The sequence below is a fragment of the Bradyrhizobium genosp. A genome (assembly GCF_049949275.1).
Taxonomy (GTDB): domain Bacteria; phylum Pseudomonadota; class Alphaproteobacteria; order Rhizobiales; family Xanthobacteraceae; genus Bradyrhizobium.
Genome location: NZ_CP188196.1, coordinates 4,185,608 through 4,204,072, shown reverse-complemented (window position 1 = coordinate 4,204,072; position 18,465 = coordinate 4,185,608). Strand labels below are relative to the sequence as shown.

Sequence of the window (18,465 nt, the reverse complement as noted above, 5' to 3'; positions counted from 1 at the left end):
GCCCCAATCAGAAGCGCCAATGCATGTGTTGACGCGACTCAACGTGATTGCGGCGGCAGTGCTTGAGTTCAGCAGTGCACACATACTCAGCTATCGTGGGGATTTGACATGACCGAAGATGAACAACGCAAGATCCGCGAACGCGAAGAGATCGCCGCCCGTGTCGCCGCCTTCCGTGCCACGCAGGAAAAATTCAAGCGCGAGCGCGAGGAATATTTCGTGTCGACGCTCGAGAACGCCCGCAAGGCAGAACGGCCCTCGCTCTGGCCGTAGGATATCGCGCACGACCTGCGCAGACGAAAAAAGCCCGGAGCATCGCTCCGGGCTTTTCGATTCATCGGCCGTTACCAGTAACGGTAGTAACGGTGGTGTCGATAGTACGGTCCACCATAGTAGGCATACGGGCCGGGGTCATAATAGGCCGGGCCGTCGTAGTAGCCATAGCCCGGACCGTAGTAGCCATAGCCGTACGGATGGGACGCGGCGATAGCGCCCGCCGTGATCGCACCGGCGGCGAGACCGAATGCCAGGCCCGGGCCAATGCCGCGGCCGCGCGCCTGCGCAGGCGCTGCAACCGCGGTCACGCCGACGGCTGCGACGGTCGCCAGAACTGCGAGTGTCTTCTTCATGATCTCCTCCTTCGCAACTCGCAGAGATAACGCGGACCATCCGGGATGGTTCGCCTCTGGTGGAACCGCGCCGCGCAAAATTCTCACTGCCGGCGGGAACAATATCGGGACACGCGGATTGGACCTGCAAGTGCGGAAGCCTCCGCCATCCGGGTCGAGGCGACAGCACGAAGACCCCGTCAGCATCTCCGCGGTGCTGGCGGGGTTTTCACTTCCGAACGACAAAAATGGCAGCAGAGATCAATCGCTGCCACCGGGGCGGAGGTCGAGGAGGAGAGATTGCCGATATCCGCTTTGCTGGCCCGCATCCGCAAACTTGTTCCCCAATCCAACACGCAGCATTACGACGAGATCGTCCGCAACTTCGGTGTGGGTGCGCTGCGCCCGCCGCCGACGCCGATGAGCGACGGCGAGCTCGCCCGCGCCATTGCCGAGTTCCTCAAGGACTCGCCCTCGGCGGAGTCGGTCGCGGCGCTGGGCCGGCGGCTCGATCCCACCTCGCCGCTCTGAGCGGGGTTTCTTTTTTCAAGTCTCTTTGCAGCAAGTCTCTTTGCAGCAGGTCTCTTTGCAGCAGGTCTCTTTGCAGCAGGTCTCTTTGCAGCAGGTCTCTTTGCAGCAGGTCTCTTTGTAACAGGTCTCGCAAATCGGGAACAAGCGCGCCCCGCACACGTTGAGGTGGTCTTCCCGCAAGAAGAGGCTCGTCATGCCTGCCTGGCTCGAAGTATTGCTCAATTTGTCCGGCTATGCCGGCTTCGTGGCGCTTGCGACCCGCGGCGCCGCATGCCCGCAGGACTCCGCCGAAGACAATGCCTACGGCAGCAAGCGCTAGTTCGCCCGCAGCACTTAGTGTGCCTGCGGCGGCTCTCCTGCAGTGCGCACCAGCCGGTCGGCCTTGACCGCGACGCGCGTGTCCGCGATCTGCGGCCGCAGCGAAAAGCTGACCACGACGAAGGCGAGACAGAACAGCGTGCCGACGACGGCGACGCGGCGATAGGTCTGGCGGTCGCCCTGATAAAATGACGGTTCCAAAAACGGGGTCATTGGCAAAATCGGTTTTCTTGTTGTCTTTGCCAGACACCTATCCCAACGCGCGGCCAGCGCAACGCGATTGGGCTTTTAACCTAACCGAATAGGGTTATCGCGATCGCCGCAAGTGTCCGTTAGGAATTTGTTGCGCGACACCTCGGCCCCCTCCTCGCCGAAGGTAACGGCGTCGAGCCAGTGACGCGCAGCGTGTCGCCGCGGGGCGAACCGGCTTTGTTCAGGCTTCGCCGCCATTTCGTTCCCAGAGAACGAATCGGAATCGACGAAATCAGCGCAGGGGGATTCTTAAAAAGTCGTTTGCGCACAAACGAGCAATACGGCTGCAACGACGACACGATTTTACAAAGCATCGGACTGACTCGTTTTGATACAGGCGACGACCCGACATTCGAACACACGCAGCCCGTTCTGCATCCGACTCCATTTCGTTCTCAAAGAACGAATCGGAGTCGAGCAAATCAACGCGAAGCGTTTCCTAACGATCGATGAAGCGAGATGCCCTCACATCAGCTAGGCATCGCCTCAAGCCGAACGCTCACGCCGCGCGCTTGTTGCCCTTCTCCGAGAAGCACTCCAGGATCTGGATGCGGAGTTCTTCTGCGGCCGGGCCCTCGACCTTCCTGAGCTGGTTCCAGAGCCGGATCACTTCGCGCTGTTTCTCGACGGTCATGAGTCACCTCCAAAGCGGGTGACTCACTAGAACAAAATGAGAACAAAAAGTCCAGCCCTCGCGCGAAATTTCGTGTGCATGTCGCGCTGATCATTTTCGGCGCGGCGCGGTTGCTTTTTGGATCTTCAACCTTAAGTTAGAGACGATCTTAAGTTTGAGATGGCTGACGGCCAGGCGCTGAAATCCCAACGCCGTCATCAAGAGAGCCCCGTGCGCAAGCGCGGGGTTTTTCTTTTTGGGAATCCGGCGATGACTTGCGGGGTTTTTGTCGACATCACGCCACCGGTCCACGCGCCGCTTAAGGGCACGAGACGGCGCGCGATGGCTGGATCAGACGGAGTCCTTGGCGACCTTCAGCGGCGAGGCCTTGACCGACTTGCTCGCCGGCTTCGCAGCAAACTGCATCGGCTCCTTGGTGAAGGGATTGACGCCCATGCGGGCTTCGGTCGCGGGCTTGTTGACGACCGACATCTTCACGAAACCGGGAATAACGAACTCGCCGGACTCGTTGAGCTCCTTGTAGCCGACGGTCGCCATGTATTCGATGACCGACTTCACGTCGTTCTTCGTAAGCTGCGTGCCTTCCGCAATTGCATCAATCAATTGGGTCTTCGTCATCTTCGCCATGTCTGGACTTCCTCTGAATTGGGTGCGCGCGAGCTGCAACGTAGCTTTGACCGGGAAGCGGTAAAACTACGCGGACTGCGCGTCTGTTCGTGCCTGTCGGCCACGAAGCAGCCGGGCTTAGAACCCATTGAGGCCGAAAACGCAAGCAGCAGTTCGGCGTGGGTTCCGTCATGTCTCCGCCGGACAGTCGTGTCTGCGGCGGCGACAAATCGAATTCCGCAGCCCCATTAAAGAGTTCGCCAGCCTCGCGGACTTAACCCGCGGATCGCGACGACGAGAGCGATGTCCTGCAGATCCTCGGCAACACGATCGAAGCCCGCCCCAATCCGCAAGCTGATCGCTTCGGCCTCATTGGCAGCTTCAGAGCGGACGGCGTGCTTCCGATGCGCTGGCGCGAGAGATGGAGGCGACAGGACGCGCGGTTGGCTCAAGACTGCGCGGACGGTCGCGGTCGCCGCAATCTTGTTCCCTTTTCAGGCCATCTCCTGCATAGTGCGGCATGGCCAAAACAAAAGTGACCTTCAAAACCGCCCGGATTTCAGACAGCGAATGGAAAATCCTGGCTGATTACCCCGACCACGAGCAGCGTCAAATCACCGGGTTTACCAGCAAGGCGGATGCCGACGACTGGATCAACGGCGATCGCAAGATCGCATGGCTCCGCTCTCAGGGCTACGCCAAGTGATTTGTCGTCGGACGACCTAGCCTTCGAGCGCGTCGCTCCCCTTCTCGCCCCAAACCCCGACCTCATCCTGAGGGCCCGCCGCAGGCGGGCGTCTCGAAGGATGCGCCGCAGGCAAGCTGTTCGCCACGTTATTCCCTCATATGCTGCGAGCGCCTCACGTAACGAGTCACCTCGTCGCGAAACTTGTGACTCGATCGACTTTGTTCAGACTCTGGTAACCCAACGCATCCACTCTCCATTCAGTATCGTTGCGTTGGAGTACCCACAGTGCTGAATTTTGACGAGCTGCGTGAACTCGCAGCCGATGTTCGCGTGTTTGTCGATGTCGCCGAAGACAAGGCCGAGGCGCTCAGGGCTGTCATCGGCGCCTATGATGTGGTGCTGGCGATCTTCCCGTCCGGAGACGGCATGGGGCTCCACGTCATCAAGGGCAAAGAGATCCTGGACAAGATCTCGACATCGCGATCGCACGCGATCTACAGCCACACGGCGATCGCGGTTCCCGATCTCGAGCATGCCGAGGTGCTGAAGCTCCTGACGACGGCGGCGCCGGTCGTGGAACGGATCGCGGCATAGGTGCAGGCGGCGAGCGTATCGACCGCGCTCCCTGCAAGCCGGCGCGGCGATCAGTGCGTTCGAGCCGTTGCCGTCGCGGCGCAATTACCGCGCAATTACGGTGACAGTGCACTAAACTCCGCCGTCGCGACGCTGCTTGCCTGAGCCTTTGGTCCCCTTAAGGAACATTACAATTAAGTGCACTGTCACCGTAATTCCCGCTATCGCCATGCGTGCTCGCGGCTTCGATCCACGCTTGGCGGATAACGTCGATTGAGTACACTGGCATCGTAGTTCCGTAATTCCCAATGTCGAGGTCGATGACCAGGCCGTGAAGGTTCGCCGATGGACCGTTGCAAGTCGAATAGGCTTGTCTACAGTATTTGGTAGTTCCCCTGGCCCTCGCAAATGCCGGAGATATCATGACCTTCGTATCTCGTCGTGAAATGTTGGCTGGTGGTGCGGCACTGGTTGCGGCAACGAGTTTGCCATTTGCCGGGCCATCCCGCGCTGCCGCCCCGCTCGCCGGAAAACAGGCTCCGGGCTTCTATCGGTACCAATTGGGGGATTTCGAGGTCAGCGTCATTTCGGATGGCGCGCTCAAGTTTCCGATCGAAGGCTTCGTGACGAATGCCAGCACCGATCAGGTCAAGGCCGCTCTCACAGCGGCGTTTCGTAACACGGATGGGTTGACCGTCCCGTTCACGCCGATCGTCGTCAACACGGGCCCGAAGCTGATCCTGATCGACACCGGCCTTGGCGATGCCGCGGTCGAGCGCACGAAGGGTACCGCGGGCCAGTTCGCGGCCAACCTGAAGGCTGCGGGCCTAGATCGCAGGGATATCGACGCCGTCGTCATATCCCATTTCCACATCGACCATGTGGATGGCCTGCTGACGGCGGACAACAACCCGGCGTTTCCGAACGCCGAGATTTTCGTGCCGGCCGCCGAACTCAAGTACTGGATGGACGACGGCGAGATGAGCCGTGCTCCGAGGGGACGGATCGAAGGGCTGTTCAAGAACACCCGGCGGATCATCGGAGCGCTCGGCGGCAAAGTGACGCCATTCGAGGCCGGCACCGACGTCGTGTCGGGGCTCACCGCTATTGCAACACCGGGGCACTCCGTCGGCCACACGTCGTTCGTTCTGTCCTCGGGCGGCAGGAGCGTGTTCGTTCAGGGGGACGTCGCCCATATCCCGGTGCTGTTTGTCGAAAATCCGAGCTGGCACGCCGCGATCGATCAAGACCCGGCCATGGCCGAAGCCACCCGTCGCAGAATCTACGACATGCTGGTGGCGGAGAAGATGCTGATTCAGGGCTTTCATTACCCATTCCCGGCCCTTGCGCATGTCGAGCGGACCGCGAATGGTTATCGCGAAGTTCTGGTGCCGTGGAGCACCAGCATCTAGGCAGTTCTGTCGCGTGGGAGACATCCCCCCTGTTGAGAAATCCAAATTACGACGACAGTGCATTCGCCACCGCCAACCTGGGCATTACGGTGACAGTGCACTTAATTGCTTAAGTGTCGCCGCCCTATTCCTTTCGGCTTCGACTCACACTTGGGAGACAGCGTGAATTGAGTGCACTGTCACCGTAATTCCCGTAATTCCACTTGGCCACTCTCACCGTTACTTATTTTGGCGGCGGCGCTTCGATGCTGATCGTATAGGTCTGCTTCACGTCGTAGTCGAAACCGGGACCAACATTGATATACCAAATAATGAACTTGCCATTGGCGCTCAAGATGCCGTGCGCTGTGACCGTGGAGCTGCACTTGGCTTTGCCAGTCAGCAGGTTGTCGCGAGCATCAACTAGACAATTATAGACCTCGACCGGCACCGTCCCGCGACACCACTGTCCAACATTGGCCGTGTTGACGTTCAGGCTGTCACTGGACGTCTTCGTCCGGTTAGTAATCTGTTCGAGTGACAGCGTTACACCCGGTCCAGAAAGTATCTGAGCGATCTTGACTCCCAATTCCGCACTAAAGCTAACCTTGGAAGACACATCGACGGACTGGGTGAAGGCGTATTGGGCCTGTAAAGCAGGTGCCATCGGCACCTTATATTTCGTGGCGTATCTGCCAAACTGACCAATCTCACACTGTATCGATCGATAGACATCATGAATACCGAAATTTCCTAGCTTCGTCGCATGCTCTAGAGGATCGCCCCAAAAGGCCGCAGCCGGATTAGTGGCGGAAAGTACAACGACCATCGCTGTCAAAAGCAGTTTCATTTGCCCCCCAAATCTATGATCCTAAAGGCTCTATTCTGCACAGCCGATGATAGGACGCAAGTCTAGGTTGCTCGTCGACAGATCGACCCTACTCACCTTTCCCTCGTCATTATTTGTAGCCGTGCCGAGCCGGACCACCTTGAATGGCCTTTTGTTTGGCAAGAATTCTCTGTCGATGATCTCCACCTTGCTCATCTTGATTCATGCGCATGTGCCCCCGCCCCCTGCCCCTCATCCCCTTTTCCTGCTATCTCTCCCCCCGCCGTCCCGGCCCTAAACCAAAAACCCTCCGACCACCCAGGGAGCAACAACCATGCGATACCTCCACACCATGCTGCGCGTGCGCAATCTCGATGTCGCGCTGAAGTTTTACCAGGATGCGCTGGGGCTGAAGGAGGTGCGGCGGATCGAGAACGACAAGGGGCGCTTCACGCTGGTGTTCCTGTGCTCGGATGACGATCTCGAGTCGCTGAACGATCAGCCGCAGACGCGCGGCGCGCCGCTGGTCGAGCTCACTTACAATTGGGACGAGGAGACCTATGGCGAGGACCGCTTCTTCGGCCATCTCGCCTATGAGGTCGACGACATCTACGCCACCTGCGCGAAGCTGATGAAGGCCGGCGTCACCATCAACCGGCCGCCGCGCGACGGCAACATGGCCTTCGTCCGCTCGCCCGATCTGCACTCGATCGAGCTGTTGCAGAAGGGCGAGCCGAAGGCGCCGGCGGAGCCGTGGTCGTCGATGCCGAATACGGGTCACTGGTAAGGCTTGTCACTGGTAAGGCTTGCCACTGGTAACGCCGCGCCGTTGGAACGAGCCCTCGCGCCCTGCGTTCTCTCTTCAACAACATGAATGGAGGAGGACGCGATGGGACGCGGGATTTTGTTGTGGCTATTGGGCGTGCCGATCCCGGTGATCATTCTGCTGTGGCTGTTCTTCGGCCACTGATTGACTGACGAACCGTGCAATGAAAGCTCCGCCTCGGGCGGAGCTTTTTGCATGAGGGGCTCGCGGCAATGCGCATCGCCCTTCGCGCCGGATTCCTGCTATCACCCGCGGCAGAGCATGATCCGGACCCGAAGGGCCGCGTGAGCGCAAAGTGTGAAGCGGTTTTCCGAAAAGATCATGCTCAAACAAAAGACAAGGCGGGAGGAGCCACGTGCCAGAGACAAGACTGACGATCTGGGGCCGCGCCAATTCGGTCAACGTGCAGAAGGTGCTGTGGTGCCTGGCCGAGCTCTCCCTGCCCTACGAGCGCATCGACGCCGGCATGCAATACGGCAAGACCCGCGAGGCCGACTATCTCGCGATGAACCCCAGTGCGCGGATCCCGACGCTGGTCGAGGGCGACTTCAGCTTGTGGGAATCCAACTCCATCATGCGCTATCTCTGCATGGCGCATGGGCGCGGCACGCCGATCTATCCGGAAGCACCAAAACTGCGCGCCGGCGTCGACCGCTGGCTCGACTGGACGCTGTCGATGGTGCAGCCAGTCGACCGTCCGGTGTTCTGGGCGCTGGTGCGCACGCCCCCCGCCGAGCGCGACATGGTCAAGATCCAGGGGGATGCTGATGCGGCCGCCGAGGTCTGGGCGATCGCCGACCGCATGCTGTCGACGCGGCCCTTCATGGAGGGCGATCAGTTCACGCTCGCCGATATCGCGATCGGCGCCTATGCGCGCCGCTGGCTCGGCGTCGAGGGGATCACCCGTCCGGCGCAGCCGCACCTGACGCGGTGGCTCGCGGAGCTCGGCCGCAGGCCCGGATTTGTGCAGCACGTGGCGCCGCCGATGTCCTGACCCGCTGATGCGGCCTAAGCTGTGACGAGAGCGCGTTGATTAGCTGTGAGCGCGCAAATTACCGGCGCCTCGCGGCTACTGTGCATGGGGTTGTTTTCGCGTTTTTGGTTGGGTGCCCTAGTGCCGGGCGCGCTCGACCAGCACGACGAGGACGATCAGCCCGAGCGTGACGACCGCCGTGGCGAGCTTTGCCGTCCATGACAGCCCGCGTCCGACCCACCACAGCAGCGCGCAATACGTCAGCGCGGGGACGAGGAGATCGAGCCGCAACAGGTCCGGCGGCATCCCTCCCTCAGCGCCCGGCCGTGGCGTCGATCCTGACCGCGCCGCCGATCTTCACGCAGGTCCCCCCGACCATGGTGAAGCCCCGGCCATAGGAGGCGCAGCCATTGGCCCTGGCAGACGCGGGGGCGCCCTTCAGCGGCAGGGTCTTGCCCGGCTGCAGTTGCTCGGTCGGCGGCAGGCGCAAGCTCTCGGCCCCGGCTGAGGAGGTCGTAGCGAGCGAGATCAAGACGAGGACGGTGAGACGCATTCACGCCTTGTAGCCCGGACCCGGGCCAGGCGCTATCCGGTGGCCGTCAGAGGAACCTGATGCCGGCCGACTTGCCGCGGCGCCAGACCACCTGGCAGCTCCGCCCGGTCCGGGCATCGCGCGCAAACGCCATCCGGATCACGCCCGGCAGCTGGCTCGCATCCTCGTCCAGCGTGATCTTGGCGCCGGAGGCCGAGATGTCCTGGACTAGGCAATGCCGCGCCGCGAATCCGCCCGCGAGCGTGATCCAGGCGTGCTGCGACAGCAGTTTGCGGGCTGAGCGCTTTTTGGGCTGTGGCATTGGCGAAAAATCTCTCCTGCTCCAGCGCTAGCCCAGGGAACCCTAAGAAACGGTTGAAATCGCCGCCCGAATGATCCCGGGGCAGGCTATCCACCGGGCCCAAAAGAGCGTTCCGGAACGGCTTGCCCACGGGCGCAAAGGCCACTATACGTTCGCCCGCTGCAAGCTGCCGGGCACGACTCGGCCGGCCAGCGGGCCTGTCGCCAAATGCGGCCTGGCCTTGCGTTTGCTCCCTTCGTCTATCGGTTAGGACGCCACCCTTTCACGGTGGAGAGAGCGGTTCGATTCCGCTAGGGAGCGCCAAGCGTCCCCCATTCCCCTCGCCGCTCGCCCAGGAAGCTCTCCCGTATCGCTTCGATGAACCGCCGGGATATCCACGCCGTAGGCGTGGCCATTTACCGGAAATTTACCCCTGCTCCTGAGCGCCGGTGTCATTTGCTTAGAATTTGATCGCTACCGTGAAATTACGGAAACAATCCGAGACACGATTGGGGCCCATGTCCGTCGCAGAGTTCCTCAGGCAGCGTGCAGTGGAAGTGAACGTGAGCGGCAGCTATTCGCTGCATCGCTGGTACGATTGCGACGGCAAGCTGTCTCCTGCGAATACGACCCGCCGATCGGGACCCCGCTTGCGGTCGGCGCCTGCGTTGGACGCGTCATCCGCAAGTTCGACAATGGCTTTGCGGTGATGTTCACCGAGAAGCAGCAGCCGGACGACCTCGTCCGCCTGGTCGTGCGCCAGGCTGTGCCGCAGCCAGCCTGAAGCCGGCCTAACCAATCCGTATTGCTGCCCTATCGCGGCCCCATTGCGGGATCAGCCTTTGAACGTCCGCGCCACGTGCCGGACGTCATTTGCAGGCTTGCGATCGGGGGACCGGATGGCAGTCGACAAAATCACAGTTGATAAAATCACAGTCGATAAAATCACTTGGGACAGGGTTGGCCGGGTCACCGAGCCCGGGCGCTACATGTACACGTTCGGCTGGCTCACCATTACGGCCGGCGATCTCGATATCTGGAAGCAGTATCCACAAGCCGCCTTCACGCTGCTCGCGCACCATGTCGAGCCGGACGAGACCGTCGGCGAGGAATTCCATCTTGGCGCCTTCGACGTCGCGCCCGACGCGCCGCCGCCATTCACCACCCATTGAGGCGAGACGCCCTGGGCCCTTAAGCCGGCGATCGCCTCTAGACTCGCAGCCCGCGCACGTGCATCGAAGAAACCAGCACATTGCCTTGATTTGACTTGTCAATCGCGATCCGCTGACTGGCGCGCAGCCGATGCGGTCGACGAGGTGGTTCTGTCATGCAATTGATTGCGCCCATATTCTACGCTTTGCGGTTCTGATGAACGTCAGCTGTCGCGCTTGTTAAGCAACGCGACAGCTGACGTATGACAGATGGTCGCATCGGGTAACGTAGATAAGCGGACCAAGGGAACCTATTTTCGGCGCCGATGTATCTGATTGAAGCGTTACCCACCGTCATCGGAACGGCCGCCATCGCTCCGGCGCTGCTGATGCTGTGGCTTGTCATTGCCGCCGAGGAACGCCCCGGGCCGCCGGCCCAGGTCTGGACCGCGTTCCTGCTCGGCGCGGCCAGCATCTCGCTGCTGGGTCTCGCCCGGGCTCCCTTCGCCAAGATGGTCGCGGCGCCCGACAATCCCTGGACGGCGCTCGCCATGCATTCGGTCTTCGGCGTCGCGCTGCCCGAGGAGGCGGTGAAGGTGATCGCCATTGTGCTGGTCTCCTCGACCAAGCGGCGGACCTTCGCCAACCCCATGGATACCGTGGTCTATGGCGCCGCCGTCGGCCTTGGCTTCGCGGCTTACGAAAACCTCGCCTATCTGGTGCAGCACGCCGAGATGTGGCGGTCGCTGGCGGCGCTGCGCAGCGTGCTCACCGTGCCGTTCCACGGCGCGCTCGGCATCATTGCGGGCGCCTATCTGACGATCGCGCGCGCCGGCACGGCGCTGGGCGCGAACCGCCATCACCGCGACTGGTCCCGTCTCTCAAGTCGCCTCCTGATCTTCGCAGGCCCGCTCGCCCTGCATTCGGCCTTCGACTTCCCGCTGCTCACGCTTCAGCGCATGCCGGATCTCGATCCAACTTTACGGATGTGGCTGGGCGCCGCGAGCCTCCTGATCGGCTTCAGCTCGATCGCCTTTGCCATGCGCCTGGTGCGGCGCGTCGCGCGCCATCACGCACCCCGCACCGATATCGCGCGGGAGCGGCTCAGCCAGCTGCGCCGGATGTGGGCGCTGTGGCTGGCCGGCGGCGGCGTGGGCTTCCTCGGCCTCGCCTTCGTGCTGACCTCGATCCACCACTGGCTCATCAACCCCGAGCGCAATCTGACGCTCGCGCTGATCCCGATCGGCCTCACCTCGATCCTGCTCGGCCTCGCGCTGCTGGTCGTCACGACCGCGATCTACGTTCTCGGCCGCAACCGCATCCGCACCAGCGGCGAAGGTTTTTCGTCAGCGCACGGCGGCGGTTGATCCGCGGGATGGCAAGCGTGGCGTGTGCGTACTAGATTGGGCGCACATATTTCGATCCGGAGCTTGCCGATGACGTCGCCCGAGGAGTTTTCACGGCTGCAATCCGCGATGAGCCAGGCGGTGAAGGCGCATTGGAAAGCCTTTCTATTCGAAGGCATTCTGCTTGCCGTTCTCGGCATCGCCGCGCTGATCCTGCCGCCGCTCGCCAGCCTTGCCATCACGATTTTTCTCGGTTGGATGTTCCTGGTCAGTGGCATCGGCGGATTGATCGTGACCTATTGGGCACGCGCCACGCCGGGGTTCTGGTGGTCGCTGATCTCGGCGGCCCTCGCCGTGCTCGCCGGTATGCTGCTGTTGGCGCGGCCGATGCAAGCCGTGCTGACGTTGACCATCGTACTCGGCGCCTACTTCCTCGCCGAGGGCGTCACCACCATCATGTACGCGCTGGAGCACCGCCGCGAGCTGAGCGGCCGCTGGTCGTGGCTGCTGATCTCAGGCCTCGTCGACATCGCGATCGCGTTCATGGTGATCACGGGACTGCCGAGTTCGGCGGAATGGGCCATCGGCGTGCTGGTCGGCATCAACCTGTTGTTCGGCGGCGCCACCCTGATCGGCATGGCCCTGGCGGCACGCAATAGCAACAGTTGAGGCGTCTCAAGCCCCTGACGCCGATTGGGGGGTGACAATCCGCCAACGGCGCGCTATATGACCAGCCATGATCACCGTCGCCACCAGCTATTTTTGGTACTTTAGCTACGACAGCTCGCTGGCGGCAGGAGGATCGCGCTCAATCTGAAATATTGAAGCAAACGTCCGAACAGCCGCCAGACCTGGCGGCTTTTTTATTGGCCGGCAGGTTCTCAACAAACAGGAGCCCGCCGTGCTGAGCACGACCGACGATCTTCGTATCCGCGAACTGAAAGAGCTGAGCACGCCTGAGGACGTGATGCGGGAGGTCCCGCGCACCCTCACGGCCACCCGCGTGGTGATGGCGGCGCGCAACGCCATCCACGCCATCCTCAACGGCCAGGACGACCGGCTTCTGGTCGTCGTCGGCCCCTGCTCGGTGCATGATCCCAAAGCCGCGCTCGAATATGCCGAGCGTCTCGCCGCCCTGCGCGAGGATCTGGCCGACCAGCTCGAGATCGTGATGCGGGTCTATTTCGAGAAGCCGCGCACCACGGTCGGCTGGAAGGGCCTGATCAACGATCCCGATCTGGACGGCAGCTTCGACATCAACAAGGGCCTGCGGCTCGCACGCAACGTGCTCTCGGCCATCAACAATCTGGGCCTGCCCGCCGGCGCAGAGTTTTTGGACATGACGACGCCGCAATACATTGCCGACCTCGTGTCGTGGGCTGCGATCGGCGCGCGCACGACCGAGAGCCAGATCCATCGCGAGCTGGCCTCGGGACTGTCCTGCCCGGTCGGGTTCAAGAACGGTACCGACGGCAATGTGCGCATCGCAGCCGACGCGGTGAAGTCGGCCTCGCATCCGCATCATTTCATGGCGGTGACGAAGCTCGGCCGCTCGGCGATCGCCTCGACCTCGGGCAACGAGGACTGCCATATCATCCTGCGCGGCGGCAGCAAGCCGAACTACGACGCGGCAAGCGTGGATGCGGCCTGCAACGATCTGACGAAAGCCGGCGTCGCGCCGCTGGTGATGGTGGATGCGAGCCACGCCAATTCGAGCAAGAAGCCGGAAAACCAACCGCTGGTCACGGCCGATATCGCCGGCCAGATCTCGGGCGGCGAGAACCGCATCATGGGCGTGATGATCGAGAGCAATCTCGTCGCCGGCCGGCAAGACGTAGTGCCAGGTAAGCCGCTCGTCTACGGCCAGAGCATCACCGACGGATGCATCGATTGGGCGACCACGGCAACCGTGCTCGAGCAGCTCGCCGATGCGGTCGAGATCCGGCGCAACACCGCGCGCGCCGGACTGCACGAGCGCTCCGCTTAAGCGGGGCAACAGGCGGGCGGGGCGATGCTGTTCGCGCCCTGCCCACTGCGCTGTCGCGATCAGCAGCCGCGGCAGATGCTCTTGATCTTCTTGTCGAGCGCCGCGTCTTCCTTGTTTACGGGATTGTTCGGGTCGCTCAAATTCTTCTCGTTCGGCACGTCGCCGGCGCGCGGCTGGCGGTGACCGACCGGCGCCTGCGGCAGCGTTCCCGACGAGGCGCCGCCCGAGGTCGACGATCCCTTGGTGCCGGTCTGCGCAATCGCCGTGCCGCCAAGCAAGATCGCGAGCGATGCTGCCACGATGACCTTTTTCATGTCCGATCCTCCATTCCTCAAACCGGCGTTCTCTGGCCGCTCAAGCCTCAGGCGGATAGAGATGAACGTCGCCGCAATAGTCCAGGATACGATAGCGCGTTTCCGTCACCGCATCACCCGCGTCGGCTGCGGTATTTTGCTCCGCCAACACATAATTCGGCCCGACCGGCGACTTGCCGGCACCGCCGGGTATGTCGATGACGTAGTCAGGCTGACACAGTCCTGACACCCGCCCACGCAATTGCCGCATCAACTCCTGCCCCTGCGCCAGCGTCGTGCGCAGATGCGCAGTGCCTGGCGCGAGATCGCCATGATGCAGGTAATAGGGCTTGATCCGGCACTCGACGAACCCCCGCATCAAATCCGACAGGGTCGTGACGCTGTCATTGACGCCGCGCAACAGCACGGACTGGCTCACCATGGGAATCCCGGCATCGACCAGCCGCGCGCAGGCGGCGCGGGCCGGTCCCCCCAGCTCGCGCGCATGGTTGGCATGGAGTGCCACCCATGTGGTCGCGCCCTCGACCTTCAGCGCCGCGACCATGTCGTCGCCGATCCGCGCGGGGTCGGCCACGGGCACGCGGGTATGAAGGCGGATGATCTTGACGTGATCGATGCCGGCGAGATCGGCCATGATCTCGCTCAGGCGGCGTGGCGACAGCATCAGCGGATCGCCGCCGGTCAGGATCACCTCCCAGATCTCGCTATGCGCGCGAATGTAATCGATCGCGGCGCGATAGGCGCTGTCCGAGAGCGCGTTCTCCTTGCCGGGTCCGACCATCTCGCGGCGGAAGCAGAAGCGGCAATAGACCGCGCAGACGTGAACGAGCTTGAACAGCACGCGATCGGGATAACGATGCACAATGCCTGATACCGGCGAATGCGGGTGGTCGCCGATCGGATCGGCGCTCTCGCCCGGTTGCATCTCCAGCTCCGCGGCGGTCGGAACGAACTGCCGTGCGATCGGATCATCGGGATCCGATTTGTCGATCAGGTCGACCAGCGCCGGCGTGATTGCGATCGCATAGCGCGCGGCGACGCGTTCGAGCGCCGGCAGCGCCGCGGCAGGCGCAAGGTCCGCGGCCACGAGTTCGGCTGGCTCACGCAATGTCCGTGCAAGATTGGTCTTCGTCATTTTTCACTTAACGCTTCATTTGCAGGCGGTGTCCACACCACCTGATCAATCCGTGTTGCGCCGCTCGCCAGCATCACCAGCCGGTCGAAGCCGAGCGCGACACCACTCGCCTCCGGCATTTGGGCGACCGCAACCAAAAAGTCTTCGTCCAGCGGATAGGCCTCGCCGTAGCGGCGCTGCTTCTCCGCCATGGACTCCGTGAACCGCTTGCGCTGTTCCTCGGCGTCGGTGAGTTCGCCAAAGCCGTTGGCGAGCTCGACGCCACAGGCATAGACCTCGAACCGCTCAGCAACCCTTGGGTCACCGGCCTTCATACGCGCCAATGCCGCCTCTGGAGATGGGTATTCGAACAGAATGGTCAAACGCCCCTGCCCCAGATGCGGCTCGACATGTTCGACCAGGATCTTGCTGAAGATGTCCGACCAGGTGTCGTCTTCCGCGACGCGGACCTTGCCGGCCGCCACCTGGGCGAGCGCGGCACGGTTACCCTCGTTGCCCGAGATTGTCGACAGCAGGTCGATGCCGGCGAAGCGATCGAAGGCGCCCGCGACCGTCAGCAGCTCCGGCTCGGCGAAGGGGTCGGCGGTCCGGCCCCGGAACGTGAAGGTCCCAATCCCGGTCTCCTGCGCGGCGTGGGCGATAACCACCACGGTGTCGGCCATGATGGAATCATACGGCGCGCGCGCCCGGTACCATTCCAGCATGGTGAATTCGGGCAGATGCAGGTCGCCGCGCTCGCGGTCGCGGAACACCCGGGCGAACTCGAAAATCCGCTCCTCACCGGCCGCCAGCAGCTTTTTGCAGGCGAATTCGGGCGAGGTTCGCAGGTAACGGCTGGCCCGGCTACCATCGGGCCGGATGAGCTCTGTCCGGGGGGCGTGCAGATGAGTCTCATTGCCCGGGGAGACCTGGAGGACCGAGGTTTCGACCTCGACAAAGCCCTGCTCGGCGAAAAAGCCCCTGAGAGACCCGGTAATGGCCCCCCTGGCCTGGAGGAACGGCCGCCGGTCGAGGTGCCGCAAGGGGGTCCAGAACGGCGAAATCGGCTTGTCCCCAGCCATTAGCCGATCGCCCCGCAGGCCAGCAAAATGCTGGCATTCAACGACAAAATGCGTATGTTGCGGCCCGAAACGGGCGCCGAGGTCTGATTTGAGGCCCCAAGTCCCCCATCAATTTGACCACGTCCTGGCCGGTGCCGGGCCAAGCAAGCAGGAAATACAGCTTTGAGAGTCATCGCCAGTTCTATTCGCAAGGGCAACGTGATCGAGCAAGACGGCAAGCTCTATGTCGTCGTAACCGCCGAGAACATCCATCCCGGCAAGGGCACGCCGGTCAGCCAGATCGAAATGCGCCGAATCTCGGACGGGGTAAAGATCTCCGAGCGCTACAAGACCACCGACCAGGTCGAAAAGGCCACGATCGAAGAGCGCAACTTTACCTTCCTCTATGAAGATGGTGACGGCTTCCACTTCATGAACCCGGAAACCTACGATCAGGTTCAGGTGTCCAAGGACGTCATCGGCGACGCGGCCGCCTATCTCCAGGAGAGTATGACGGTCAAGTTGTCGACACACGACGTCAACGTGGTGTCGATCGCGTTGCCGCAGCGTGTGACGCTGGAAGTGGTCGAGACCGAGCCCGTGACCAAGGGCCAGACCGCCTCCTCCTCCTACAAGCCGGCAGTGCTTTCCAACGGCATCCGCACCACCGTGCCGCCGCACATTGCCGTCGGCACCCGCATCGTGGTGATGACCGAAGACGGCTCCTACTCCGAGCGCGCCAAGGACTAAGCGAGGGATCGAGGCAGGTGCCGCCGGGGGGCGAGACAGTGGGTAGGAAGAGTTTCCGCTTCGTCTCGCTTCTTCTGGCGTCGCTTTCGCTCCTCTTCGCAACGCCGCTTGCCGCGGACGAATTCCGCAGCCCCTCACTCACAGCCCTGCACGTCGATTGGCGCGCAGCGCTCGACCAGCTCCGCACCGAGATCAATAGCCACCCGCAGGTCGCCGGCGATTTCATCTTCGTGCCGCGCCGTTCGGTGCCGCGCTTCGATCCGCGTGCAATGCCGGCGCTGGTGCAGCTCAACGCGGTCTCCTCGCAATTCTTCACCGGCATTGCCCGCAGCCCCGTTCCCGTGCTGCTGCCGTTCGATGCCGCCGCCTATCTCGAGGCACAACGCAGCGGTGCACAGGCGCCAATGGCGCTGCCGCGCTACCAGGCCGACTTCAACCCCGCCGACATGTTCGACGCCGGACCTGCCGGCTACAGCGCAAGTTTTTCGTTAGAGCCCGGCGCTGGCGACGGTATGCCGACACGCGTGTTCGCAAAGCCGGTCGAGATTCAGATCACCGGATCGGCGCTCGTCTACGACATCGCCGATCCCGCCGGCGGCAAAGGCGAGCCGGTGAAGCCGCTGACGACAATCTACCCGGACCTGCGGAAGTTCACCCGCGAAGGCTATGTGCGCTACGCATTCACGCGCTTCGGCGCCGCCTATGTGGTGTCGATCCAATGCCTGGACAGCGTCGCGAAGCCGCGGCGGCTCGCCTGCAAGGAAGCCTACCCCGTTGCGGAGCGCTTCCTGAAGGCGTTGCACGTCGCCGGCGGCCAGCGCACACGGCCACTGATGGACATTGCCTCTGATCTGATCGATCGCCCGGCCGCACGCTCGGCGGATTTCAGCTACCGGCCGAGCGGCGACATCATCCCGAACACCGGCTATCGCAAACAGGGCGGCCACGCCGACGCGATGGCCTATGCGCAGATCCGCTTCCCGCTCGAGAAGGCGCCGGCCTTCGTGCATTCGCAATCCTACGCCAGGCGCGACAAGGACGATGGCCCGACCGCCTATCCCTGGCGCGACAATTTCTGCGAGTCGCGCAGCTTCGAGGTCTGGCAGTGCGGCGGCGGCTATGGCCACCAGGGCGAGGACATCCGCGCCGCCGACTGCCCCTCGCCCGGGGACGGCCGCGCCCCCTGCGATCCCAAGCAGCGCGGAGTCGTGGCCGTGCGCGACGCCGTGGTGATCCGTGCCTCCAAGGACCAGGCTGCGACGCTCGAGGTCAACAGCCGCACCGAGCACATCCGCTTCCGCTACATGCACATGAATCCGCAGGAGTTGAACGTCGACGGAGTGCTCAATGGCCGCATCGTCGCCGAAGGCGAGAAGATCGGCGTGATCTCCAACTACCTTGACCACCCCGCGGGTACGTCGATGCACCTGCATTTTGACGTCCTGGTGTTCACCCGCGACGGCTGGGTCTGGGTCAGCCCCTACGTCACACTGGTCTCGGCCTATGAGCGCCTGATCCGCGCCCGAGGCCGCGAGCTCGGCCCGGAGATCGCAGGTACCCCGCAGCCCGTCGCACACGCGCTGCCCGAGGATGTGATCAAGCCAGATCAGCGCGAGGGATCGAGCAGCGAAGAGAACTGACGCACAGCTCGGGTCGCCGACATCCCCGGCCGTCGTACTT

The 18,465-nt window shown here is 62.7% G+C and carries 27 protein-coding genes and 1 tRNA gene; 16 read left to right on the top strand and 12 right to left on the bottom strand.

Going from position 1 to position 18,465, the window contains the following annotated elements; all coding sequences use genetic code 11:
• The first annotated feature begins 108 nt into the window (after positions 1-108).
• The gene (locus ACP2YP_RS19510) at positions 109-273 is read left to right on the top strand and encodes a hypothetical protein (protein ID WP_200467923.1); all 165 of its coding nucleotides are present in this window, start codon (positions 109-111) and stop codon (positions 271-273) included.
• A gap of 71 nt (positions 274-344) precedes the next feature.
• Here the strand turns inward: ACP2YP_RS19510 and ACP2YP_RS19505 are convergent, their stop codons facing one another.
• On the bottom strand, positions 345-629 hold the full coding sequence (locus ACP2YP_RS19505) for a hypothetical protein (protein WP_426418000.1): 285 nt from the start codon (positions 627-629) through the stop codon (positions 345-347).
• Positions 630-908: 279 nt separating this feature from the next.
• Here ACP2YP_RS19505 and ACP2YP_RS19500 point away from each other — a divergent pair, with 279 nt between their 5' ends.
• A complete protein-coding gene (locus ACP2YP_RS19500) occupies positions 909-1,139 on the top strand; it encodes a hypothetical protein (RefSeq protein ID WP_426417999.1) in 231 nt (76 codons plus the stop codon).
• Positions 1,140-1,332: 193 nt separating this feature from the next.
• The gene (locus tag ACP2YP_RS19495) at positions 1,333-1,458 is read left to right on the top strand and encodes a hypothetical protein (protein ID WP_426417998.1); all 126 of its coding nucleotides are present in this window, start codon (positions 1,333-1,335) and stop codon (positions 1,456-1,458) included.
• Between the two features lie 14 nt (positions 1,459-1,472).
• Here ACP2YP_RS19495 and ACP2YP_RS19490 read toward each other — a convergent pair whose 3' ends face one another.
• The 3 genes from ACP2YP_RS19490 to ACP2YP_RS19480 all read right to left on the bottom strand — a co-directional run bounded on the left by ACP2YP_RS19490 (position 1,473) and on the right by ACP2YP_RS19480 (position 2,970).
• Positions 1,473-1,670 (bottom strand): hypothetical protein, encoded by a 198-nt coding sequence (locus ACP2YP_RS19490; RefSeq protein ID WP_426417997.1) that lies wholly within the window; start codon positions 1,668-1,670, stop codon positions 1,473-1,475.
• A 538-nt stretch (positions 1,671-2,208) separates the two neighbouring features.
• Positions 2,209-2,343, bottom strand: a complete 135-nt coding sequence (locus ACP2YP_RS19485; protein WP_426417996.1) for a hypothetical protein — start codon at positions 2,341-2,343, stop codon at positions 2,209-2,211.
• Between the two features lie 330 nt (positions 2,344-2,673).
• Positions 2,674-2,970 carry an HU family DNA-binding protein gene (locus tag ACP2YP_RS19480; RefSeq protein ID WP_426417995.1) on the bottom strand — a complete coding sequence of 99 codons (297 nt, stop codon included), beginning with the start codon at positions 2,968-2,970 and terminating at the stop codon, positions 2,674-2,676.
• Between the two features lie 499 nt (positions 2,971-3,469).
• Here ACP2YP_RS19480 and ACP2YP_RS19475 point away from each other — a divergent pair, with 499 nt between their 5' ends.
• The 3 genes from ACP2YP_RS19475 to ACP2YP_RS19465 all read left to right on the top strand — a co-directional run bounded on the left by ACP2YP_RS19475 (position 3,470) and on the right by ACP2YP_RS19465 (position 5,622).
• Positions 3,470-3,655: a hypothetical protein gene (locus ACP2YP_RS19475; RefSeq protein ID WP_200291380.1), complete on the top strand. Its 186-nt coding sequence runs from the start codon at positions 3,470-3,472 to the stop codon at positions 3,653-3,655.
• Between the two features lie 267 nt (positions 3,656-3,922).
• Positions 3,923-4,231, top strand: coding sequence for a hypothetical protein (locus ACP2YP_RS19470; RefSeq protein ID WP_426417994.1), 309 nt, complete (start codon positions 3,923-3,925; stop codon positions 4,229-4,231).
• Positions 4,232-4,632: 401 nt separating this feature from the next.
• On the top strand, positions 4,633-5,622 hold the full coding sequence (locus ACP2YP_RS19465) for an MBL fold metallo-hydrolase (RefSeq protein WP_426417993.1): 990 nt from the start codon (positions 4,633-4,635) through the stop codon (positions 5,620-5,622).
• 223 nt (positions 5,623-5,845) lie between these two features.
• Here ACP2YP_RS19465 and ACP2YP_RS19460 read toward each other — a convergent pair whose 3' ends face one another.
• The gene (locus ACP2YP_RS19460) at positions 5,846-6,451 is read right to left on the bottom strand and encodes a hypothetical protein (protein WP_426417992.1); all 606 of its coding nucleotides are present in this window, start codon (positions 6,449-6,451) and stop codon (positions 5,846-5,848) included.
• A 313-nt stretch (positions 6,452-6,764) separates the two neighbouring features.
• On the opposite strand from ACP2YP_RS19460, the gene ACP2YP_RS19455 reads away from it, so the two are divergent.
• Entirely contained in the window at positions 6,765-7,217 is a 453-nt protein-coding gene (locus ACP2YP_RS19455) for a VOC family protein (protein ID WP_426417991.1), read from the top strand.
• On the opposite strand, the gene ACP2YP_RS19450 is transcribed toward ACP2YP_RS19455, so the two are convergent.
• Positions 7,208-7,453, bottom strand: a complete 246-nt coding sequence (locus tag ACP2YP_RS19450; protein ID WP_426417990.1) for a hypothetical protein — start codon at positions 7,451-7,453, stop codon at positions 7,208-7,210. The two genes, ACP2YP_RS19455 and ACP2YP_RS19450, sit on opposite strands and share 10 nt — an antisense overlap.
• 158 nt (positions 7,454-7,611) lie before the next feature.
• Here ACP2YP_RS19450 and ACP2YP_RS19445 point away from each other — a divergent pair, with 158 nt between their 5' ends.
• The gene (locus tag ACP2YP_RS19445; RefSeq protein ID WP_426417989.1) at positions 7,612-8,250 is read left to right on the top strand and encodes a glutathione S-transferase family protein; all 639 of its coding nucleotides are present in this window, start codon (positions 7,612-7,614) and stop codon (positions 8,248-8,250) included.
• 117 nt (positions 8,251-8,367) lie between these two features.
• On the opposite strand, the gene ACP2YP_RS19440 is transcribed toward ACP2YP_RS19445, so the two are convergent.
• Genes ACP2YP_RS19440 through ACP2YP_RS19430 form a run of 3 tightly spaced genes read right to left on the bottom strand, consistent with a single transcriptional unit; the run spans position 8,368 to position 9,083 of the window.
• Positions 8,368-8,535: a hypothetical protein gene (locus ACP2YP_RS19440; protein WP_426417988.1), complete on the bottom strand. Its 168-nt coding sequence runs from the start codon at positions 8,533-8,535 to the stop codon at positions 8,368-8,370.
• A gap of 7 nt (positions 8,536-8,542) precedes the next feature.
• Positions 8,543-8,782: a hypothetical protein gene (locus tag ACP2YP_RS19435; RefSeq protein WP_426417987.1), complete on the bottom strand. Its 240-nt coding sequence runs from the start codon at positions 8,780-8,782 to the stop codon at positions 8,543-8,545.
• A 46-nt stretch (positions 8,783-8,828) separates the two neighbouring features.
• Positions 8,829-9,083: a PilZ domain-containing protein gene (locus ACP2YP_RS19430; RefSeq protein ID WP_426417986.1), complete on the bottom strand. Its 255-nt coding sequence runs from the start codon at positions 9,081-9,083 to the stop codon at positions 8,829-8,831.
• Between the two features lie 228 nt (positions 9,084-9,311).
• Between ACP2YP_RS19430 and ACP2YP_RS19425 the strand changes: the two genes are divergently transcribed.
• The 6 genes from ACP2YP_RS19425 (at position 9,312) to ACP2YP_RS19400 (ending at position 13,546) form a co-directional block, all read left to right on the top strand.
• A tRNA-Glu gene (locus tag ACP2YP_RS19425) sits at positions 9,312-9,386 on the top strand.
• Positions 9,387-9,660: 274 nt separating this feature from the next.
• The gene (locus tag ACP2YP_RS19420) at positions 9,661-9,846 is read left to right on the top strand and encodes a hypothetical protein (RefSeq protein ID WP_426417985.1); all 186 of its coding nucleotides are present in this window, start codon (positions 9,661-9,663) and stop codon (positions 9,844-9,846) included.
• A 130-nt stretch (positions 9,847-9,976) separates the two neighbouring features.
• On the top strand, positions 9,977-10,234 hold the full coding sequence (locus ACP2YP_RS19415; RefSeq protein WP_426426201.1) for a hypothetical protein: 258 nt from the start codon (positions 9,977-9,979) through the stop codon (positions 10,232-10,234).
• A 305-nt stretch (positions 10,235-10,539) separates the two neighbouring features.
• A complete protein-coding gene (locus tag ACP2YP_RS19410) occupies positions 10,540-11,580 on the top strand; it encodes a PrsW family glutamic-type intramembrane protease (RefSeq protein WP_426426046.1) in 1,041 nt (346 codons plus the stop codon).
• Between the two features lie 69 nt (positions 11,581-11,649).
• A complete protein-coding gene (locus ACP2YP_RS19405; protein WP_426426044.1) occupies positions 11,650-12,228 on the top strand; it encodes an HdeD family acid-resistance protein in 579 nt (192 codons plus the stop codon).
• Positions 12,229-12,460: 232 nt separating this feature from the next.
• Positions 12,461-13,546, top strand: coding sequence for a 3-deoxy-7-phosphoheptulonate synthase (locus ACP2YP_RS19400; RefSeq protein ID WP_426426042.1), 1,086 nt, complete (start codon positions 12,461-12,463; stop codon positions 13,544-13,546).
• Between the two features lie 59 nt (positions 13,547-13,605).
• Here the strand turns inward: ACP2YP_RS19400 and ACP2YP_RS19395 are convergent, their stop codons facing one another.
• From ACP2YP_RS19395 to epmA, 3 genes are read right to left on the bottom strand one after another with little or no spacing between them, the layout of a single operon-like run.
• The gene (locus tag ACP2YP_RS19395) at positions 13,606-13,860 is read right to left on the bottom strand and encodes a hypothetical protein (protein WP_426426041.1); all 255 of its coding nucleotides are present in this window, start codon (positions 13,858-13,860) and stop codon (positions 13,606-13,608) included.
• Between the two features lie 40 nt (positions 13,861-13,900).
• Positions 13,901-14,995: a lysine-2,3-aminomutase-like protein gene (locus ACP2YP_RS19390; protein WP_426426039.1), complete on the bottom strand. Its 1,095-nt coding sequence runs from the start codon at positions 14,993-14,995 to the stop codon at positions 13,901-13,903.
• The gene (gene epmA / locus ACP2YP_RS19385; RefSeq protein ID WP_426426038.1) at positions 14,992-16,056 is read right to left on the bottom strand and encodes an EF-P lysine aminoacylase EpmA; all 1,065 of its coding nucleotides are present in this window, start codon (positions 16,054-16,056) and stop codon (positions 14,992-14,994) included. The genes ACP2YP_RS19390 and epmA overlap by 4 nt, the downstream gene beginning before the upstream one ends.
• 162 nt (positions 16,057-16,218) lie before the next feature.
• On the opposite strand from epmA, the gene efp reads away from it, so the two are divergent.
• Positions 16,219-16,785, top strand: coding sequence for an elongation factor P (gene efp / locus ACP2YP_RS19380; protein WP_426426037.1), 567 nt, complete (start codon positions 16,219-16,221; stop codon positions 16,783-16,785).
• Positions 16,786-16,802: 17 nt separating this feature from the next.
• The gene (locus tag ACP2YP_RS19375; protein ID WP_426426036.1) at positions 16,803-18,425 is read left to right on the top strand and encodes a M23 family peptidase; all 1,623 of its coding nucleotides are present in this window, start codon (positions 16,803-16,805) and stop codon (positions 18,423-18,425) included.
• Positions 18,426-18,465: the final 40 nt, after the last annotated feature.